Annotated in this window: 15 protein-coding genes and 1 pseudogene; 7 read left to right on the top strand and 9 right to left on the bottom strand. The window is 59.5% G+C overall.

All coding sequences use genetic code 11. From position 1 onward, the window contains the following. Window positions 1-108: 108 nt before the first annotated feature. The 6 genes from bioB to NP503_RS21055 all read left to right on the top strand — a co-directional run bounded on the left by bioB (window position 109) and on the right by NP503_RS21055 (window position 6907). Window positions 109-1077 carry a biotin synthase BioB gene (gene bioB, locus NP503_RS21030; RefSeq protein WP_236383478.1) on the top strand — a complete coding sequence of 323 codons (969 nt, stop codon included), beginning with the start codon at window positions 109-111 and terminating at the stop codon, window positions 1075-1077. Then, on the top strand, window positions 1074-2213 hold the full coding sequence (locus NP503_RS21035) for an 8-amino-7-oxononanoate synthase (protein ID WP_127269494.1): 1140 nt from the start codon (window positions 1074-1076) through the stop codon (window positions 2211-2213). The genes bioB and NP503_RS21035 overlap by 4 nt, the downstream gene beginning before the upstream one ends. Further along, a complete protein-coding gene (gene bioD / locus NP503_RS21040; RefSeq protein ID WP_127269495.1) occupies window positions 2210-2845 on the top strand; it encodes a dethiobiotin synthase in 636 nt (211 codons plus the stop codon). The genes NP503_RS21035 and bioD overlap by 4 nt, the downstream gene beginning before the upstream one ends. Then, complete coding sequence (locus tag NP503_RS21045; protein ID WP_127270883.1) at window positions 2845-4110, top strand: adenosylmethionine--8-amino-7-oxononanoate transaminase; 1266 nt, start codon at window positions 2845-2847, stop codon at window positions 4108-4110. The genes bioD and NP503_RS21045 overlap by 1 nt, the downstream gene beginning before the upstream one ends. Then, window positions 4107-5090 carry a beta-ketoacyl-ACP synthase III gene (locus NP503_RS21050; protein WP_063169256.1) on the top strand — a complete coding sequence of 328 codons (984 nt, stop codon included), beginning with the start codon at window positions 4107-4109 and terminating at the stop codon, window positions 5088-5090. The genes NP503_RS21045 and NP503_RS21050 overlap by 4 nt, the downstream gene beginning before the upstream one ends. A 173-nt stretch (window positions 5091-5263) precedes the next feature. Continuing rightward, entirely contained in the window at window positions 5264-6907 is a 1644-nt protein-coding gene (locus tag NP503_RS21055) for an MFS transporter (RefSeq protein WP_063169257.1), read from the top strand. Window positions 6908-7141: 234 nt separating this feature from the next. Here NP503_RS21055 and hemN read toward each other — a convergent pair. Both hemN and NP503_RS21065 read right to left on the bottom strand, forming a co-directional pair. Further along, a pseudogene (hemN, locus tag NP503_RS21060) lies at window positions 7142-8468 on the bottom strand (oxygen-independent coproporphyrinogen III oxidase). Window positions 8469-8932: 464 nt separating this feature from the next. Further along, window positions 8933-9289: a hypothetical protein gene (locus tag NP503_RS21065; protein ID WP_024505577.1), complete on the bottom strand. Its 357-nt coding sequence runs from the start codon at window positions 9287-9289 to the stop codon at window positions 8933-8935. A gap of 681 nt (window positions 9290-9970) precedes the next feature. Here NP503_RS21065 and NP503_RS21070 point away from each other — a divergent pair. After that, window positions 9971-11110 (top strand): porin, encoded by a 1140-nt coding sequence (locus NP503_RS21070; protein ID WP_127213822.1) that lies wholly within the window; start codon window positions 9971-9973, stop codon window positions 11108-11110. A 482-nt stretch (window positions 11111-11592) separates the two neighbouring features. Here NP503_RS21070 and NP503_RS21075 read toward each other — a convergent pair whose 3' ends face one another. The 7 genes from NP503_RS21075 to NP503_RS21105 form a co-directional block, all read right to left on the bottom strand. After that, on the bottom strand, window positions 11593-13464 hold the full coding sequence (locus NP503_RS21075) for an acyltransferase family protein (RefSeq protein WP_127213821.1): 1872 nt from the start codon (window positions 13462-13464) through the stop codon (window positions 11593-11595). A gap of 83 nt (window positions 13465-13547) precedes the next feature. Then, the gene (locus NP503_RS21080; protein ID WP_063169261.1) at window positions 13548-14108 is read right to left on the bottom strand and encodes a CpaD family pilus assembly lipoprotein; all 561 of its coding nucleotides are present in this window, start codon (window positions 14106-14108) and stop codon (window positions 13548-13550) included. Between the two features lie 12 nt (window positions 14109-14120). Continuing rightward, on the bottom strand, window positions 14121-15587 hold the full coding sequence (locus NP503_RS21085; RefSeq protein ID WP_082826566.1) for a type II and III secretion system protein family protein: 1467 nt from the start codon (window positions 15585-15587) through the stop codon (window positions 14121-14123). Between the two features lie 26 nt (window positions 15588-15613). Next, window positions 15614-16300: a response regulator transcription factor gene (locus NP503_RS21090; protein WP_063169262.1), complete on the bottom strand. Its 687-nt coding sequence runs from the start codon at window positions 16298-16300 to the stop codon at window positions 15614-15616. Window positions 16301-17061: 761 nt separating this feature from the next. Next, complete coding sequence (locus tag NP503_RS21095; protein ID WP_372958889.1) at window positions 17062-17289, bottom strand: hypothetical protein; 228 nt, start codon at window positions 17287-17289, stop codon at window positions 17062-17064. A gap of 706 nt (window positions 17290-17995) precedes the next feature. Continuing rightward, window positions 17996-19030 carry an L-threonine 3-dehydrogenase gene (tdh, locus tag NP503_RS21100; RefSeq protein WP_127268537.1) on the bottom strand — a complete coding sequence of 345 codons (1035 nt, stop codon included), beginning with the start codon at window positions 19028-19030 and terminating at the stop codon, window positions 17996-17998. A gap of 65 nt (window positions 19031-19095) precedes the next feature. Then, window positions 19096-19325, bottom strand: a 230-nt coding sequence (locus tag NP503_RS21105) for a PfkB family carbohydrate kinase (RefSeq protein ID WP_245465948.1), incomplete at its 5' end; no start/stop codon positions are given.

Genomic DNA, 19325 nt, shown 5'->3' on the forward strand with positions numbered 1-19325 from the left:
CTCGCCTTTAGCGAGTGCGCCCCAAAGCCAAGAAGGCGTACCGGACTAGCAAACAAAGGTTTGACGATGACGATTGGAATGAACTCGGAGTTCGACGTGAACCAGACCATGCAATTGGTCGATGGAACGCCTCCGCGATGGAACCGCAAAGAGGCCGAGGCCATCTACGGCATGCCATTCAACGATCTGCTGTTCCTAGCTCAGACGATCCACCGCCAGAACTTCGATCGAAACCGAGTGCAGCTGTCGCGGCTCCTTAGCATCAAGACCGGCGGGTGCCCTGAAGATTGCGGCTATTGCAGCCAGTCTGCGCATTACGAAACCGGTGTGAAGGCGTCGAAGCTGGTGGACGTCAAGCATGTCATCGACGAAGCGGCCAAGGCGCGTGATGGCGGCGCAACGCGCTATTGCATGGGCGCGGCGTGGCGAATTCCCAAGGAGCGCGACATGGACGTTGTGGTCGCCATGATTGAGGGCGTCAAGGCCCTCGGCATGGAGACCTGCATGACGCTCGGCATGCTCGATCTTGAGCAAGCTGCTCGCCTGAAGCAGGCCGGTCTCGACTACTATAACCACAACATCGATACCTCTGAGCGCTACTATGGCGAGGTTATTTCAACCAGGACTTTTGCCGACCGGCTGGAAACGCTTGGGCACGTGCGCGCGGTTGGGATGAAAGTCTGCTGCGGCGGCATTGTCGGGATGGGAGAAGAAAAGACCGATCGCATCGACATGCTGGTCACGCTCGCGAACCTGCCCGAGCCGCCGGAAAGCGTGCCGATCAACATGCTTATTCCCATCGAAGGCACGCCGCTTGCCGCGGCCGACGCCATCGATCCGATCGATTTCGTCCGCATCGTTGCGCTCGCGCGGGTGATGATGCCGAAATCCTATGTAAGGCTGTCCGCCGGCAGGACGGCGATGAGCGACGAAACGCAGGCGCTGTGCTTCTTTGCCGGCGCCAATTCGATCTTTGTCGGCGACACGCTGCTGACGGCGGGAAATCCCGGCGAGGACAAGGATACCCTTCTGTTCCGGCGCCTCGGCATTGAGCCTATGGAACTCGCCACGCAATGAAGGAGGCAATTCTTGCCCGCTATGACGCAACCTTGCGGGGACTGGGGCGCAAGGACCGGTTACGGACGCTCGCACCGCGCGCCGGGCTCGACTTCTCGTCGAACGACTATATCGGACTTGCCGCCTCCAAAAGACTCGGCGATGCGGTTTCGACGGCGATTGCGCGGGGCACGCCAGTGGGCGCAACCGGATCGCGGCTGTTGCGCGGCAATGCACCGGAACATGAGCAACTGGAGGCGGACGCAGCGGCATTTTTCGGAGCCGAGCGTGCACTGTTCTTCGGCAGCGGCTATATCGCCAACTTCGCTCTGCTGACGGCCCTGCCGCAGAAAGGCGACCTGCTGGTCCTCGACGAGCTCGCTCATGCCAGCATGCATGAGGGTGCCCAAGCCGGGCGCGCTGAGTTCAAGCTGGCCGCGCACAACGACGTCGACGCTGTCGAGGACGCAATCACCCGCTGGCGCGCCGAAGGCGGCATGGGGCGGGTGTGGATCGCCTTCGAAAGCCTTTACAGCATGGATGGCGACCGTGCGCCGATGGAGAGCCTGGTCGCGCTGGCTGATCGGTACCAGGCATTCATCGTCGTCGATGAAGCGCATGCCACCGGCGTCTGGGGGCCGTACGGCCGGGGACTGGCCGCCGCGTATGAAGGCCGCGACAACATCGTCACGCTCCACACATGCGGCAAGGCGCTTGGCGCATCCGGCGCGCTCGTTACCGGACCGCGAACACTCTGCGACTATCTTATCAACCGGTGCCGGCCATTCATCTATGCGACCGCACCATCGCCGCTGATGGCAGTCGTGGCACGTGAGGCGCTGACTATTCTGTCTGACGAGCCTATGCGTCGTGCTCAGTTGCACGAGCGTGTCGCTTTCGCGAGCCGGCAATTGGCCGAACGCTGCGGCGTGATGCCCAGCGGCTCGCAGATCCAGCCGCTTGTGATCGGCGATAACAGCCGCACCATGGCGGTGGCGGCAGGACTGCAGGCACGCGGCTTCGACATACGCGGCATTCGCCCGCCGACAGTGCCTGAGGGTACGTCGCGCCTGCGCATTTCGCTGACTCTCAACGTCGACGAAGCCGACATTTCCGCCATGGTCGAGGCTCTCGTCGGAGTGTTGGCCACAGCATGACCAAACGCATCGTCGTCACCGGAACAGACACTGGAATTGGCAAGACAGTGTTTTCGGCCGGACTTGCCGGGCTGCTCGACGGCTTCTACTGGAAGCCGGTGCAATCGGGCCTCAACGAGGAGACCGACAGCGAGGTCGTCGCCCGGCTTTCCGGCTTGCCCGACGGACGCGTGCTGCCCGAAGTCTATCGACTGACGATGCCGCTGTCGCCGCATCGATCAGCCGAAATCGACGGCGTCGCGATCGAGGCCGACGATCTTTCATTTCCGGTCCTGCCGACACCGCTCGTCATCGAAGGCGCCGGCGGGCTGATGGTGCCGCTCAATCGACAGACAAGGTTCATTGACATATTCGAACAATGGCGGCTGCCGGTCATACTGTGCGCCCGCACCGCGCTTGGCACCATCAATCATACGCTGTTGTCGATCGAGGCCCTGAAAGCCCGCTCCATCCCGCTCATCGGCATTGCCTTCATTGGCGAAGAGGTGGCCGATACACAAAGGACAATCGTGGAATTCGGCGGCGTGCCGCAGCTGGGCAGGCTGCCGCACCTCGGTCCGCTGACGGGTGAAACGTTGAGAGATGCAATGATTTCCGGCTTCGACCTGGCCATGATTGCCGGAGGCGACTGATGGCGGAGTCTCGAGTCTGGCATCCGTTCACGCAGCACGCGCTAGAGCCCTCGGTCCCTGAAATCGTGCTGACTGAAGGCGCCTATCTCCACAAGGCCGAAGGCTTCCGCATCCTCGATGCGATTTCTTCCTGGTGGGTCGTCACCCATGGCCATCGCCACCCCCGCATCATGAAGGCCATCGAGACGACCGCTTCGAGCCTCGACCAGATCATCTTCGCGGGCTTCACCCACGAGCCGGCCGAACGGCTGGCCGAGGCGCTTGTCGGCATCGCACCCGCCGGCCTCGACCGGGTGTTCTATTCCGACAGTGGCTCGACCTCAGTCGAAGTCGCGCTGAAGATGGCGCTCGGCTATTTCCGCAACATCGGCGCGCCGCGTTCGCGCATCGCCGTCATGGAGCACAGCTATCATGGCGACACGATCGGGGCGATGAGCGTCGGCGCCCGCGGCGTCTTCAACGCCGCCTATGATCCTTTGCTGTTCGAGGTCGACGCCATCCCCTTCCCGGCCGCCGGGCGCGAGCAGGAAACGCTGGATCGGTTCGAGGCCGTTAGCCGCGACCGGCGCGCAGCCGCGCTGATCGTCGAGCCGCTGGTGCTTGGCGCCGGCGGCATGCTGATGTATCCGGCCTGGGTTCTTGCCGAATTGAAGAGGATCGCCGAAGCCTCCGGCACGCTGCTGATCGCCGATGAAGTGATGACCGGCTGGGGGCGCACCGGAACCATGTTTGCCTGCGAACAGGCGTCCGTCTCGCCGGACATCTTGTGCACGTCGAAAGGTCTGACCGGTGGTACCATCCCGCTGGCCGCCACGATCGCCACCGATGCCATCTTCCACGCTCACTTTTCGGAGGATCGCAAGAAGACGTTTTTCCATTCGAGCTCCTACACCGCCAATCCGATCGCCTGCGCGGCAGCACTTGCCAATGTCGAGATCTGGCGTGACGAGCCGGTGGCCGAGCGGATCGCGGTCTTGAGCGCGAGGCAGGCCGCCGGGCTGCAACGCTTCCGGGGCAATCCATATTTCACCGACTGCCGGACAACCGGCACCATCGCGGCACTCGACCTACGCACCGGCTCAGCCGGTTATCTGGCCGAGATCGGGCCAAAACTGCGCGCTTTTTTCCTTGAGCGCGGCCTGTTGGTGCGCCCGCTCGGCAATGTCCTCTATCTTCTGCCGCCCTATTGCATCACCAGCGACGAATTGGACGGGCTCTATGACGCGATAGAGGAGGCCGGCGAACGCTTCGGCTCGCGGCCATGAACCTATCGTCGCGCGTTCTCGGCTTCGGCCATCATGCGCCGACGCGCAAGGTCGAGAACCCGGAAATCGAAGACCGGCTCGGGCTTGAGCCCGGCTGGATCGAGCGGCGCACCGGAATTCGCTCGCGCTTCTGGGCAACAGACGAAGACACGCTGTCGGGCCTTGCCGCCTCTGCCGGCGACATGGCGCTGACCAATGCCGGTATCGACCGCGGCGACGTCGGTCTACTCTTGCTCGCCACGTCGACGCCCGATCACCTTCTGCCGCCAAGCGCGCCGCTGGTCGCACATCGGCTGGGGCTAGGCCGCGCCGGAGCGATCGACCTGACCGGCGCCTGCGCCGGCTTCATCTATGCGCTGATGTTCGCCGACGGGTTCACCCGCCTGCACGGCAAAGCGAGCCTTGTCATCGCCGCCAACATCCTCAGCCACCGCATCAATTTGGCCGAGCGCGCCAGCGCCGTGCTGTTTGCCGATGCCGCCGGCGCCATGGTGATCAGTCCTTGCGATGACCCGGATCGAGGCATTCTCGGCGCTTCGGTGGATTCCGACGGCTCGCGCTACGGGCTAATCCAGATTCCCGCCGGGGGAAGCAACACTCCGTTCCATGCCGACCTCGACCTCGCGCAGACACGGATGACGATCACTGACGGCCGTGAAGTATTCAGCAAGGCCGTGGAGATGATGACCGCCTGCTCGAGAGATGCGCTCACTGCTGCCCGACTGAGGCCGCAAGACCTCGATCGTTTCGTGCCGCATCAGGCCAATGCGCGCATTTTCGACGCGGTCGGCAGGAACCTCGGCATCGCTGATCACTCGATCGTCAAGACGATCGCCGAATATGGCAACTCTTCCGCCGCGACGATCCCGCTCTCATTGTCGCTGGCCCATCGGGCGCAGCCGTTTCGGCCTGGCGAGAAAGTCCTCTTGGCGGCAGCGGGTGCGGGTCTCAGCGGCGGCGCGCTTGTGGTGGGAATTTAGCAAAGCAATGCTTGCGCACAGGACTGCTCATGAATGAGACTATGAGAATGGCTCAATACGCAAATAGTCGCCGGCAAGCTCCATAGAGCTGGGGTCCGTGCGGTGCTCCGCGATGTCTAAGTATCGACCCGCTTGCTCAAATCGCAGCGCTCATCGAAGGCCAGCAATACCTCATGCAGAGCGAAAATCCCCAACCGCCCGTTTCAAAGACGCTCGCCCCATTTCGAAACAAGGTGTTTCGCTCAATTTGGGCGGCCACCCAGATTTCCAGCCTCGGTTGGCTAGTGCAAACGGTCGCCATCAGTTGGCTTATGGCAACGATTTCAGCGTCCGACCTCATGGTGGCACTCGTCCAGGCCGCATCCACATTGCCGGTGTTCTTCCTCTCAGTTTTCGCCGGAGCCATTGCCGACAACTTCAGCCGCCGGTGGGTGATGTTTGCGGGACACTGCCTGATAGCATCGGCGTCGACGACGCTGATGATTTCTGTGGGTCTGGGATTTGTCAGTCCTTGGCTGATTCTCGGGTTAGGTTTCCTGGCCGGCTGCGGCTTTGCCTTGAATGATCCGGCTTGGCACGCTTCGGTCGGCGATATCCTTCACAAACGCGACATTCCGGCCGCAGTGACGCTTATGTCCGTCGGATACAACATTGTGCGCAGCGTTGGTCCAGCCTTGGGGGGCGTGATCCTGGCCGTCTTTGGGCCGCTGGCCGCTTTCGCCTTGGCTGCGGTGAGTGATCTGGCGCCCATAAGCGCGATATGGCGCACCAAATGGGAGGTCCGCTCTTCGCCTCTCCCTCGTGAGAGAATGACGACGGCAATTCATGACGGAGTGCGCTTTACGGCGATGTCTTTGGAGATCAGGGCAGCGACCGCCCGAGCCGCTCTTTTCGGGTTGGCAAGCATCTCCATTCTGGCGTTGCTCCCCCTCGTCGTCCGGGATCAGTTGAAGAGTGGGCCAATTGTCTACGGTATCTTATTGGCCGGCTTCGGCATGGGTGCTTTCATCGCGGGTATGGGCAACGGCTTCTTGAGGAAGGTCACGTCTCAAAACAGGCTGGTGGCCTTCGCCTCTGTGGCTTGTGCAGTCTGTTGCCTCTCCCTTGCCCTTACATCGTCGCTTCCTGTGGCGGCCATTTCGCTGGCGCTCGGCGGAGCGGGTTGGCTTATCACCTGGACGGGCATTGACGTGTCGGTGCAGTTGGCAAGCCCAAGGTGGGTTGTAGGCCGCACGCTCTCCATTTACTACGCCTTGAGCGCAGGCGGTATGGCTGCTGGCAGCTGGATCTGGGGTTCTGTCGCGCAAAACTATTCCTTGACCTCAGCATTGGAGGGCGCCGCAGGCGCTCTGTTGCTGGTTGCAGCAGCGGGGATCGTGTTGCCGGTCCGTCCCTGGGAAGAAACCGATCAAGAAAGTTCAGTTTTTCATCCGCCGGACGTGGCTCTCGATCTGAAACCCAGAAGTGGCCCTATCGTGGCCAAGGTCGAGTATTTGATATCGGAGGAAAATATCGAGGCCTTTCTGGGCTCCATGCGCACGCGGCGACACGTCCAGAGCCGTGCCGGTGCACGAAACTGGACGCTCCAGCGAAATCTGCAAACACCGTCACTTTGGACGGAGACATTCCGCACCCCCACCTGGATGGACTTTCTCCGCCTAAATCATCGACTCACCGCAGCAGATAAGGAAGTCGCCCAGCATCTCCTGTCACTGCATGAAGGAGAGGTGCCTCCGCAGACAGTGCTTTCGATTGAACGGACGACCGAGGCAATTCGTACCCGTACCTCGACAATCTTTTCTCGTCCTCCAAGATGACGCCATCAAGCTGCTGTCCAGGGACAGGGTGGATCACCGGTGCTTTGCAGAGCACAGCCTCACACCGAGAGCAGCGTGCTCCGGGTTGTGCGCTTTCGCGCGCACCCAGGCGAGATGATGGTGAACGCGGCGTCAAGTGGAAGTCCCCTGCATACGCTTGCGGAGTCTTCTGCGAGAGCCCATGCCGACGAGCGCCAAACAAGGTCTGATGCCTTTCGGCGTCGTGGCCTCAACTCATCGATTCGCGAGAAAAGCATCGAATGCAGCAGCAACGGCGCGAACAACAAAGCGGTGCTCCGGCCGCACGCGGATGAAGCCGTTTTCGACGTCCAGGATCCCCTCCTCAGCCAGCGTCACCAAACTCTCAACTGAATCGAGAAAACGAGCTGGTTCGATTTCGTGGGCGGCACAGATGGTCGGCACGTCGGCCTCCAAATCGCACATCAGTCGCTCGATGATCGCTGCGCGCACCCGGTCATCGTCGGTCAGACGGTGACCCTTTGATGTCGCCAGACGTCCACTTGCGATGTGCCGGGCGTAAGAATCCCGTGTTACTTCGTTCTGAACATACCCCTCGCGGACTCGGCCAATAGCCGACGCGCCGAAGCCGATCACGTTTTGCAAGTATCGGCCGAGTATCCCAGCGAATTACGCCGTAGGCGCCCGGTCTTCTGGCGCTAGCGCAAGTTCGTCGTCCGGCGGAGCGAAATGATCGAGCCCGATCTCCCGGTAGCCAGCGCCAACCAGTGTCTCGGCGACAGTTGCAGCCTGTTCGGCGCGAAGATCGCCGTCCGGTAGACCTGCCTGCTCGATTAGGCGCTGATTCTTTATCACGGAAGGAATATGCGCGTATCCGAACACCGCAAGCCGGTTGGGGCGCATGGCGACCGCAGCCATCGCGGTCTGGATGCAGGACTGCACAGTCTGTTTCGGTAGACCGAAGATGAGGTCGAAGTTGATATGGCCAACGCCATGCCGGCGGAGATTTTGGACTGCAGCGGCCGTCTGCACCTTACTCTGGATCCGATTGATCGCCTTTGCACATCGGGATCAAAGCTCTGCATCCGATGCTCGCGCGGTTGACACCGTTAGCTGCCAGGGCTTCGGCCATTTCCGGTGTGAACGTTCGGGGATCGATCTCCACGGCGATCGCAGCAGTTTTGCTGAAAGCGAAGTGGCGGCGTAGAAATTCCATCAGCGCCAAGTGCTCGGCTGGCCCGATAAGGTGAGGCGTTCCGCCGCCGAAATGCACATCGCTCACCGGCAGCCCTTGCCGCACTTGCTCCGACACCAAACTGATCTCCTGACGCAGCACCGCTAAATAATTAAGGATCGGGCCGTTGCGACGGATGACCGCGGTAGGGAAGCCGCAATACCAGCACATGGATCGGCAAAACGGAATGTGGAAATAGAGCGACACCGATTCGTCGGCCGGGAGGCCCCCCAGCCATTCCTCATAATCGTCAGCACCAACTGCCGCAGAGAAGTCTGGCACAGTCGGATAGATGGTATACCAAGGCGGCCGGGGGTCCCGGTACTTTGTCAGGATTGAGGTGTGCAAGGAGCTGTCATCCCACGTCGCTCATCCATCATTCTTTCGTTGCGCGCTCGTCCTGGTCTCTGACCTAAGTCAGTGCGTCCCGCTTATGTCGCAGTCTCGTTTGGACAGGATGGGGTCAACCACGCCGGGGAGCGCGCGTGCCATGGTTGCGCCTGAGGTGATGGTGCGGTGCCGCATTCAACGTCTGAGTACGTGACGCCAGTGCAGTGTGCTTGAGGCGTCTGCGGAAGAACTTTGCAATGCGAAATTCATGTCCGACGCAACGGACCTGTCAAGCCTCGTTCAGACGCCATCCAGGTCCAGCCAGCGGCCTTCCCTGCCGGCCGAAAAACCATACCGGCTTTAGCCACCGAGACGCTCTAAAGCTGACGTCGGCTCATTTGATGAAAGGAGGACGCCGCTAGGGGGTGCACAAGGTTCCCCGGCTTGACGTCGCTTCGAGCGAAGAGCGGTGTGGCTTGTCGTCAAGCGCCGGGCAGCGTGCCCCCTACCGATATCCCGAAAAGATCGACCAAGATGGCCATGCCGACGCCACACGCGGTCTGGATGAGGCCGACCATGAAAATGCGATTGGCGCGTTCGTAGATGGGGCGCCGCAAGGAACTCATGTCGAGCAGCATGGACAGCGCTCTCATCTGCAGTGCGATGCCGAGCAGGATCGGCACTACGGCGAACAGATCGTAGAGTTGCCATGGCAAGGGGTTCGCGGCCCAATGAGTGAGGAAGCCGAGGGAAAAGGCAAGCAGGATACCCACGGCAGTGATTGTGCCGTTGCGGAAAATGGTCTCGATCGGTTCTTCCTTCGGATCGTGCTCGTCCAAGCGGCTTCCTTTCGTTGCTCTTTCCGTCGAGACTAAGTTCTCGAGAATACTGTTCATCGCCAATTACTCGAGGCGAGCCGTAGGCAGCCGTTTCAGGGTGCGCTCCCTCTCGCTTCCGGCCGCGCAATGTACCTGCACGGCGAACTTACAGCGGCGAAAAGGTGCTGCGGCCACCATGCGACGCCTCGGACGTGCACGCCCTCTGTTCCTGGCGCAGCCCTTGCGGAGCGTACGCGCAGTGATCCTTCTCGGTAGCGGATGGCGCGGCCTCCGTTGCGGTCAGACGGGAAGCCGTCGCTGTTAAACGAGACTGTCACATATCGAACATGGCGAACCGTGTCGCACATTTCTTTTCGCAGTGACCCTCAAAAAAAGTGATTCCAGCGAGACGAAGGCGCGTCGGCCCGATTTTGGTGTCGGCCGCATCTACGCTTCAGGTTGGCATGTCGCTTGCTGCTCTATTCGGAGAGCTGCAGCGGTCCGACCGGAGTGTTTCACATGTAAACGATAATGAATCTCCTAGCAGAAAACACTATTATAAGTACATGTGGCTTTTACGCTGGCTCACCTCTCGTGTCAAGCGCTTTGGCGTCCACATATTGGAGACAACACGCACAAAATTTAGAGGAAAAGCTTGCTCTTTCGCCTCTATCCTTTTTATTCCTTCATGGAGATCTAGACATGTACATCAAGAGTCCTCTTCTCGGCTTAACTGCTCTGATGACCATTTCCGTCGGTCGAGCAGCTGGCGCCGAGCGGGAACCGGCCGAGTACATCAAGATCTGCGACGTCCTCGGCTCGGGATATTCCTATATTCCCAACACCGAGACCTGCCTGCGCATCGGCGGCTATGTCCGTTACGATATCGGCCTGGGTGACGTCCGATCGTATGACAGCGCAAGAACCTCGGACGTGAGAACTGGCGAGGACCAAGGCACTTGGCGAAACAGCACACGCTTCACGTTCAAAACTTGGACCGGCCAGCAGACCGAGCTCGGCGCGTTGACGACCTATACCGAAACCCAGGTGAATTTTGGCAACAGCGCTAACTCGCATGACAGTCCTCAGAACTATGATTTCAACAGCGGCCTCGCACTGGCTTCTGCCTGGGTCGAGCTGGGAGGCCTGCGAGTTGGCAAGGAGGGGTCGGCCTTCGATACGTTTGCAAGCTACGCTGGCAACGTTCTCGATAGTATGCTCGTTCCGTCGGCCGGCTTCGACACCAACGTGGCTCAGTACCACTTCGACGCCGGCAACGGCATTTCGACTGTGATTTCGCTCGAACAAGGATCGGGCTCAGCCGGTACTATCGACAGCTATATTCCGCACGTTGTCGCCGGCTTGAAATACACGCAAGGCTGGGGCTCGATCACCGGCGTCGCGGCTTATGACAGCAATTACGAAGCTTTTGCCGGCAAGATCCGCGTCGACGTCGCTGTCACAAACCAGCTGTCGCTGTTTGGACTCTTCGGCTACGGTTCCAATGCCAGTCTCAACGAGGACTCAAACGGCGCAATTGCCAATCATGGGCGCGGCTCGTACAAAATCTGGAACGGCCAGTGGGCTTTCTGGGCGGGCGCCACCTACGAGTTTGACGAGAAAACTTCGTTCAACCTTCAGGTCTCGGGTGATCAGCTCAAGGATGCTGGTGTGGCTGCAAACGTCGCCTACATGGTCGTTCCCGGCTTCACGGTCACAGCCGAGGTCGATTACGACCACTACGGCAACTCTGGCCTCGGCCCTGCCGAGCCTACCGCCGTCAAGGGCACGAGCAAGCCGAACAGCGTCGGCGGCATTCTCCGCTTACAAGGCTCATTTTGAAATCTCTCCAGTCGCGAGCATGGCAAAGGCACTTGCCTCGACAACGCACGCATGGAGAGCTTCGTTCGCCATCTTGAAGTCTGCATCGACCGTCCACGGCCCATCGTACCAACTAGAAACTGAAAGTTATGAGCCCTGTGTACTACACCTAGCCCTTGACCTGCCCGATGAACCGGCCAGGGGCCGTCAGTTCAAATTCGGGGCCGTTTAGAGGGCAGTGTGAGGCCGTGTTAGGTAAGCGCCACTGCAATGTCGAGGCCGCGACACGCCTGTCGCTTTGGACGGCTGGAATTGCCCTTCGCGGCGCCATTCATTCTCTCAACATTTACGTGATAATGCACGCTGAGTCCGAGCCGCGTGGCAGCACCCATCCTAGGTCACTATCGGGGGGCCTTAAACCTGAACAGCTCCATCGTCGCGGCTGCTGCGGAAGCAGGAGCTATCACTGGGACCCGTACTGGTGCTTGTCAGCCGCTGAGCCGCTACTTCGTCTTAGGAAGAGCATTGTCCTTGCCAAAAGCCGGCCAGTATTTCGAGATTGCCAGTGTGGCGCCGGCTGAAGAGAAATGACCATAGTCGAAATATAAAAACTCTCCTCTATCGAAATAGGCGCAGCGTCCTGCGCTGCACAGGAATTTCAGCGGATCGATGAATGTGGCGCCTTTGGTAAATGAGCGCACACGTTCGTTGACGTCGGGGTCCATCGCGATCGGCCAGGACGTATCGTCCAGATTTTGGCGCTTGGCGAAGAACGCAATTTTCCGGACGTCAGTTGGGAACTGCGGAGACTGGCCGATGACAAACACGCGCACGCCCAGGGCACGAAGCGTAGCGATTGTTTGCTGAAGACCGTCGAAACCTCTGACCTCATAGTCACTCCATCTACCGCTGAGGATAACCGTCTTGATGTCCGCTTCCAAGATGACGTCCAAGGCCTTGCGATTGAACCGGACACAATCAAGACGATCGTACGGGTAGTAATAGAGTATCGGCGCGCAGCTGGCGTACGTATATTCAACGATGTTCGCCTGCAATCGATTTATGTTAGCACCCAAGCCGGAAACATAGTGCGCGGCGAAGGAGTCGCCCCACAAAAAAACCGTTGTTGGAAAACCGCTGGTGCGCGTGCAATCCTCCATATTCCAGCTTTCGATCCGGCTGGTGCCCTCGTTGAAACAGATGCCATTCCTCCAGTCCCCGACGGAAATGCGCCGCTGGACATAGTCCGGAAACCGTTGCGGAAAGCCGTTGCCGAGCGCCCCCGCCGCTCCGCCGGCACAAAGGACAACGATCGCGAGCGCTGAAAAGGCGAAGATAGGCCCCGGGGAGGTGAAGGCCCTCTTCTGTCGAAACGGCTGCTCTACAAACTTCCAGGAGAATGCAGCCAATGCGAGGCTTGCCACCAACATCGCACCGGTCATCAACGGATCGAGTTTTTGGAACGAAAGATAGTGCGCGAACGCATTGAGAGGCCAGTGAACAAGATACAACGAATACGAGATGAGCCCAATCCAGACCAGCGGCCTGACTTCGAGCATGCGGGTGGCGACCGTCGAGGGGGTATTTTGGCCAACATAGATCAGAAGGGCCGTTCCGATGCATGGATACAAGGCGTTGTAGCCTGGGAACGGATCACTCGCCGAAATCGCGAAGAACCCGATGGCGAGAAGGCCAAATCCGGCCACCCCCACCGACTCCATCAGGAATCGGTTGCCCAGCGGCGAGGGGCATTTGAGCATGAGCAGGGCGCCCAACATGAGTTCCCAGATTCGGGTCGGCAGCAGATAGAATCCGGCGGTGGGTGCCAGCGATGTCGCCATCACCGCCACTACGAAGCTGCAGAGAATTATCGGAAGAAGTGTCGTCAGCCAGCGCTTCCCGATGTAGCGATAGATTAGGAACATCAGGATTGGTGCGAAGATGTAGTACTGCTCCGCTACGGAAAGCGGCCAAGTGTGCAACAGTGGTAGAAGCGCGGCATCGATAGAGAAGTAACTTGACGTTTTCCAGAAGAAAACGTTCGACCAGAAGGTCGAGGTAGCTATGATGCTAAGACTGAATCCGCGCAGATCCGGTGGCAGAAGAATGAACAATGCCGCAATGCAGGTGAGAAGCATCACAAAGACGAGCGCCGGCAGAATGCGCCGGGCACGGCGCCAGTAGAAGTTGACGATGGAAAATTGGCCGCGTTCAAGGTCATCCAGGAGGCTTCCGCTGGTTAGGTAGCCGGAGATGACGAAGAAGATATCGACCCCGCTAAAGCCACCCGGGATCGCCGAAATTCCGAAATGAAAGAGTACGACCGGAAGTACAGCAACGGCCCTAAGGCCCTCGATATAGCGCCTATATTGCATCCAGCGGTTCCTTTTATTTTAGATCAGGACGCGATTGGAAGCTTTCAATCTCCGGTAGGAGTGCTGCCGAGATAAGGGCGGTATCAGCCACCTTTATCCGTCCCGAATGTTCTGTAAGTTGCAACTGGTACAGAAGCACGATCGCCATCGCCGGCCTTGACGGCCTGATTGTCGAGCAGATCGCGCGGATCGTTGACCATCACGGCCAGGTTATGTCCTGTCGAACAACCAAGCGGCTGTTTGAAGGATTCTTCATTGGGTAAGGCACCATATGAGGGACAGACCGGCGGACGGGCGTGATAGACAATCGCCTCAATTCGCACTGAGCCGGCGTCGTGTTGATCGCGCAATTGAATGTTGTCTTCTTCGATTGCCAACTGCCTGGCCTGATGGGCTACCCCTGCGCTGAGCTGGGGCGAACCGCTGATGAGGAGGTGGATGGCATCGAACCGGCCGCGACTGGCCTTGTCTAGGAAAACACGCAAACGCTGCCGTTCGGAAGCGCGCAGGCTTTGCAACGTCAGGACGGTGGTCTCCTCTCGGACAAGCATTGGTGCCGATGGTTCGACATCAACTGGCGTAGTGCTTGTGCAGCCACTTACGCTTGGTGCCAGAGCGACAAAGAGGATTATAAAACGCAACATCTTTGGATGACACTATTCGATGATGAAGCCGAGACCGCCCTGGGCGCTTGGCGCGCCCGCACGGATAGCAGCGCGGTCTCGCGGGGGACTTGTCACGGAATTCGTCGGAGCGCCCCCTCCGTTCAAAGCCGGTGCCGCCCGCTCGGTCGGTGCGCTCATCTGGTTTGGGTTGGAGCCTGGTCTTACAATGTAAGGCGTAACTAGAATGACCAGTTCTGACTCCTCTTTTTGAAACGAGGTCGAGCGAAAAAGCGGTCCCAGGATCGCCAGTTCTCCGAGCCAGGGAAAGGCCCTGACATCATTGTTGACGTTCCGCCTGATTAGACCGCCGATTGCGAAGCTCTGGCCGCTGGCGAGTTCGACGACCGTATCGGCTCGGCGCGTGGAAACTGCCGGCACGGAAATTCCGTTGATTTGCACGGCACCTTGCGTCGACAGTTCACTGACTTCGGGCGTTACGTGAATGTTGATTTGATTGTTGCTGAGAACTGTCGGCACAAATTCCAGACTGACGCCGAAGTGACGGAATTCAACCGATACCTGCCTGTTTTCCTGCAGGACAGGAATGGGAAATTCGCCGCCCGCGAGAAAGCTGGCCTTTTCACCCGACATAGCGGTGAGGTTCGGCTCAGCCAGGACGGAAGCTATATGCTCCTTGGCGAGCGCGTCGAGAACCGCGCTGACGTTGACGGCACCGTTGTCGAATCCGATTTCTGCTGTACCGCCACCCTGGGTTGAACCAGACCCAGCGCTTGCAGCGCTTCCGCTTAGAACGCCCACTTTGAAATTGCCGATTTGACCGAAGGCGGACAAGTTGACGCCGAGTGACTTCATGGCGCTGCGTGAGACTTCGGCTACGCGCACGCTGAGGTTAACTTGCAGGGATCCAGCGACCTTGATGTTGTTGACGACTTGCGCTCCGTCGCCCAGATATTGCTCAGTGACTCTTTTTGCGGTGTCGGCGACCTCTGCGTCGGGCGCCGTCCCGCTAAGGATTGCGCCGCGCGGCGTATAGTTGACGCGGATGGGATAGTCGCCGACCTGCTCCCGCAACATGGCGCGTAAATCCCCGATCGGTTGCGTGACAACGATACGCAATTCGGCGAGAGGCTCGCCATTGCCATCCAAGGCGAATAGGCTGGTCCGCCCCGATTTCTTGCCAAAGACGAAGATTGTTTTGCTCGATGGCGCCTGAAAATCCGCGATCGTGGGGTCAGCAACAAAGATGGTCGTGGCTGGCCCGGGCAGATGAACGGTCTCCCCGAGCGAAGAGGAAAGGGTCAGCGTGGCGTTGATGCTATTCGAAGCCGCATGCGGCGGGCCTTTGTCCTGCTTGTTTTGCGCCGCGACACCAAGTGGGAAAGTCACAATAAGCGCGCAGAGGAGATGGCCCAGGTAACGGGGCACTGCAGGTCTTGTAACCTTGTTGGCGATCGCCCGCCAATTGAGCGCAGCGCAAGGATGTTGAAGGATCAGCAAAATAGATCTTCTTTCGATTCGACAAACTATGCGGACGAGGCGTCAGTCAATTCTAGGATGTAACCAATGCCTCGGATGGTCTTGATCCGTGGCGTTGCACCTGATCTGGTCAGATGTCCCCGTAAACGATAAATTCCGACTTCAAGCGCGTTGGCAGACACGTCGTCGTTGAATGAATAGAGGTGATCTTCCAATTGCGCACGGGGCACGATGCGGCCTGCCCGGTTAAGCAGGTGCTCTAGAACACAGAGTTCGCGACGTGCGATCATCATTGGGTGCCCATCAACGAAAACCTGGCGGGCGACCGGATCAAAGTCGAGATTGCCAAATACGAGCCTCAGGTCGGTCATCTGTGTCGCCCGGCGCAGAATGGCTCTCATTCTGGCAATAAGCTCATCGGTAGAGATGGGTTTGAGCAGAAAGTCGTCCGCACCACCGTTGAAGATCGCAATTCGCTTATCGAGATCGTTAAGGCTGCTCATAATGACGGCAGGAACTGAATGCCCGTGGGTCCTCAACTGCCTCAGCCAACCCAAGCCATCGCCATCTGGCAGAGCCAATTCCAGCAGGAGAATTTCATAGCTGGCGCAAGAAAATGCACTCGAAGCCAGTTCCAGAGTACCAACGACATCAACGACGAAGCCGCCATCCCCGAGCGCAAGTCGCATGGCGCGCGCAAGATCCGCATGATGATCCACGAGCAGCGTTCGCATTTCATCTCCTCTCGAAGAGGGACGGCCCATCGAACGCGTCACCGGCGGCCATCTGATCGGAGCACACGGCGCGCAACTCGTCGCAGCTCTCGGAACTGGTCCGAGTCGGAGGGACATGCAAGTCGCTCGGTGGCAATAGGCGCGGGTGAGGACCAACTGACGGGCTCAAATACGCCGGTCGGCGAACCCACGAGGCCAGCAACCCGCGTGCGATTTCTCGTTGCATCATCTCTCCTACGTGCAGCCCCTGCGCTCGCAAGGCAGCGTCGCGGCTCAGAGCCCGATTCCCACAGAGGGTAGGGTTAGCTTTCGAGAAACTGATTGAACAAATCGATTATTTGGATCGAATGCATCCACGGTATGGATGCAGCGCACCATCTTCAACGACTGCGGCGTCCTGATGCACTGTTGTGTCTGTCGTGCTCTGCTTTTTTCGCTGTCCTTCAAGGCTGGCGAGCCTGGTGGAACCTGCGCGTCATTGGCTTGGTAGCTTGAATGCTCAACAACGGAGCGCCCTGCGCAAAGCCGCTCTCATTTCCAAAAAGCCTTGCAATCTGGTTGGAGCACTTCGCGCTCGACACCAAAATAGGCGAGGAAAACTGACGTCTGACAGGGATGTACATGCAACAGCCGATTTGCGGCACCAGCAAACGACCGCGTTCAGGCTGAAGATCGACGACCAACGGCTCCTCGATTTCCGCACCGACCGCTTTTACAAGCTCTTCCTGTGCGGGCGGATGCCGGCAAACAGCAGCACAGGGTCAGCGAAACCGGGAGCGGGCCTGCTTGATCGCCATGATCACATTGCCGCTGTCGCGCGTGCGGAGCGGAATGCAATCGGTCCAGCCGGCGGCAATCCGGTCAGCACTATCGTCTGCACGAAGCTCCCTGACGAAGACGTGCCCGAATGCGCTCAACAAAGCCGGGCGGCGGATCTTTCCAATCGCCGAAGGTGCGGGCTGGCACCGAGCGGCGAACTGCGAACTCATTCCTGCCCGGCGGCGCTGGCCGCCGCGAGCGTCGATGCGGACCCAGCCGCTCCGAATCCTCCCACAACACGATGAGCGCGTCGCGGACATCGCTGCCGTAACAGCGGCTGCGGCTCTTGCCCGCAGACGGCCTCTGCTCACGACGGTTCATAAGACGGATCGCGCGCTTGCGAATAATAGCCGGTTACCGCCTCGAACTCATCCAGAATGCGCCGCTTGTCAACGCCGCAATAAAGCTCCACGATCGCCGCTTCACCGTGTCGCCATGCTGAGCCGCGCCATCCTTCCCCCGAACCGGAATGGCACGACCTGTCCATCCCCTTTGGAACAGGACACTATTGGTAACATTTTGCTTGAGGCAATGCGGCTCGTTGCCTTCCTTTTCGCTGACCGGAAGGGTACCGGAAGTCGTCTATCGCATCTTACCCGCTGAAAGCGGCAACACCTCGACCTCAATCGCAGATCATAGGAAATAGACGATCGCGTCGGGGCCTCAGCATCGGTTCACCGGGTTTCCGTCATCGACTGAAGCGAATTGCCCCATCGACCGTCACCGGGTGGGCCGCGATACGTCGCCGTATATGATTAGCGAGCGCACGTAGCGGAGCCATAGCTCTCCACCCAGCCATGTTCCCCTAGTTGGAAAATGTCCGGCGGACCAGAGGTGCTGTCGTCAGCTTTTCCTGAATAGCGGCCAAGGCAATCCCTACCAGTCCATCACCACCTTGCCGGAACTGCCGCTCTTCATCGCATCGAAACCGATCTGAAAATCGTCGATGCCGATGCGGTGGGTGATCAGGCCGGAGACATCCAGCGGGCCCTGCACCAGCGCGATCATCTTGTACCAGGTCTCGAACATCTCGCGGCCATAGATGCCCTTGAGATGCAGCATCTTGAAAATGACCTTGTTCCAGTCGATCTCGAAGCCGGTCGGCGCGATGCCTAAAATGGCGATCTTGCCGCCATTGTTCATGGCATCGATCATGTCGCGGAAAGCGGGGGCGGCGCCTGACATTTCGAGCCCGACGTCGAACCCCTCGGTCATGCCGAGCACCGGCATGACGTCGCGCAGCTTCTCCTTCGAGGCGTCGACGACATGCTGGACGCCGAGTTTCTTGGCTAGCGCCAGCCGCACCGGGTTGATGTCAGTGATGACCACTTTGCGCGCGCCGACGCATTGGGCGACGAGCGCGCCCATGATGCCGATCGGCCCGGCGCCAGTCACCAGCACGTCCTCGCCGACCAGATCGAAGGACAATGCGGTGTGGACGGCATTGCCCAAGGGATCGAAGATCGCGGCAATCTCATCGGGCACATCGTCGGGGATCGGCACAACATTGTGCTGCGGGATCGCCAGATACTCGCCGAAGGCGCCTGGACGGTTGACGCCGACGCCGAGTGTGTTGCGGCACAGATGCCCTCGCCCGGCGCGACAGTTGCGGCAATGGCCGCAGACGATGTGGCCTTCGCCCGATACACGCTGGCCGACCTTGTATTCGGTGACCGCTGCGCCGAAATCGGCAACGGTGCCGACGAATTCATGGCCCGTCACCATCGGCACCGGCACCGTCTTCTGCGCCCACTGGTCCCAATTGTAGATGTGCACGTCGGTGCCGCAGATCGCCGTCTTCTTGATCTTGATCAGCACGTCGTTGGGGCCGATTTCCGGCACCGGCACCTCTTCCATCCAGATGCCCGGTTCGGCCTTGGCCTTCACAAGCGCCTTCATCATGTTCGACATCAGGATTTCCCTATTCCGTGATTGCGCTTCTGGCGAGATAGCCTGCACAACGGGAAGGTAGGCCACTAACTCGTTTGAACGTCCGGAATGGTCAGCCCCGCCTGCTCGGCCTCGCGGCGCAAATTCTGACGGGGCCTGGGGCCGATCTGCTGGATCACCAATCCGGCTGCCAGTGAGCCAAGGTCGCCGCAAGTCTGCAGGTCGCGGCCTTGCGTGTAGCCATGCAGGAAGCCGGCGGCATAGAGATCGCCGGCGCCCGTCGTGTCGACCAGTTCCTTGATGGCGGTCGCCTTGA

Source organism: Mesorhizobium sp. SEMIA396 (assembly GCF_024518615.1).
GTDB lineage: Bacteria > Pseudomonadota > Alphaproteobacteria > Rhizobiales > Rhizobiaceae > Mesorhizobium.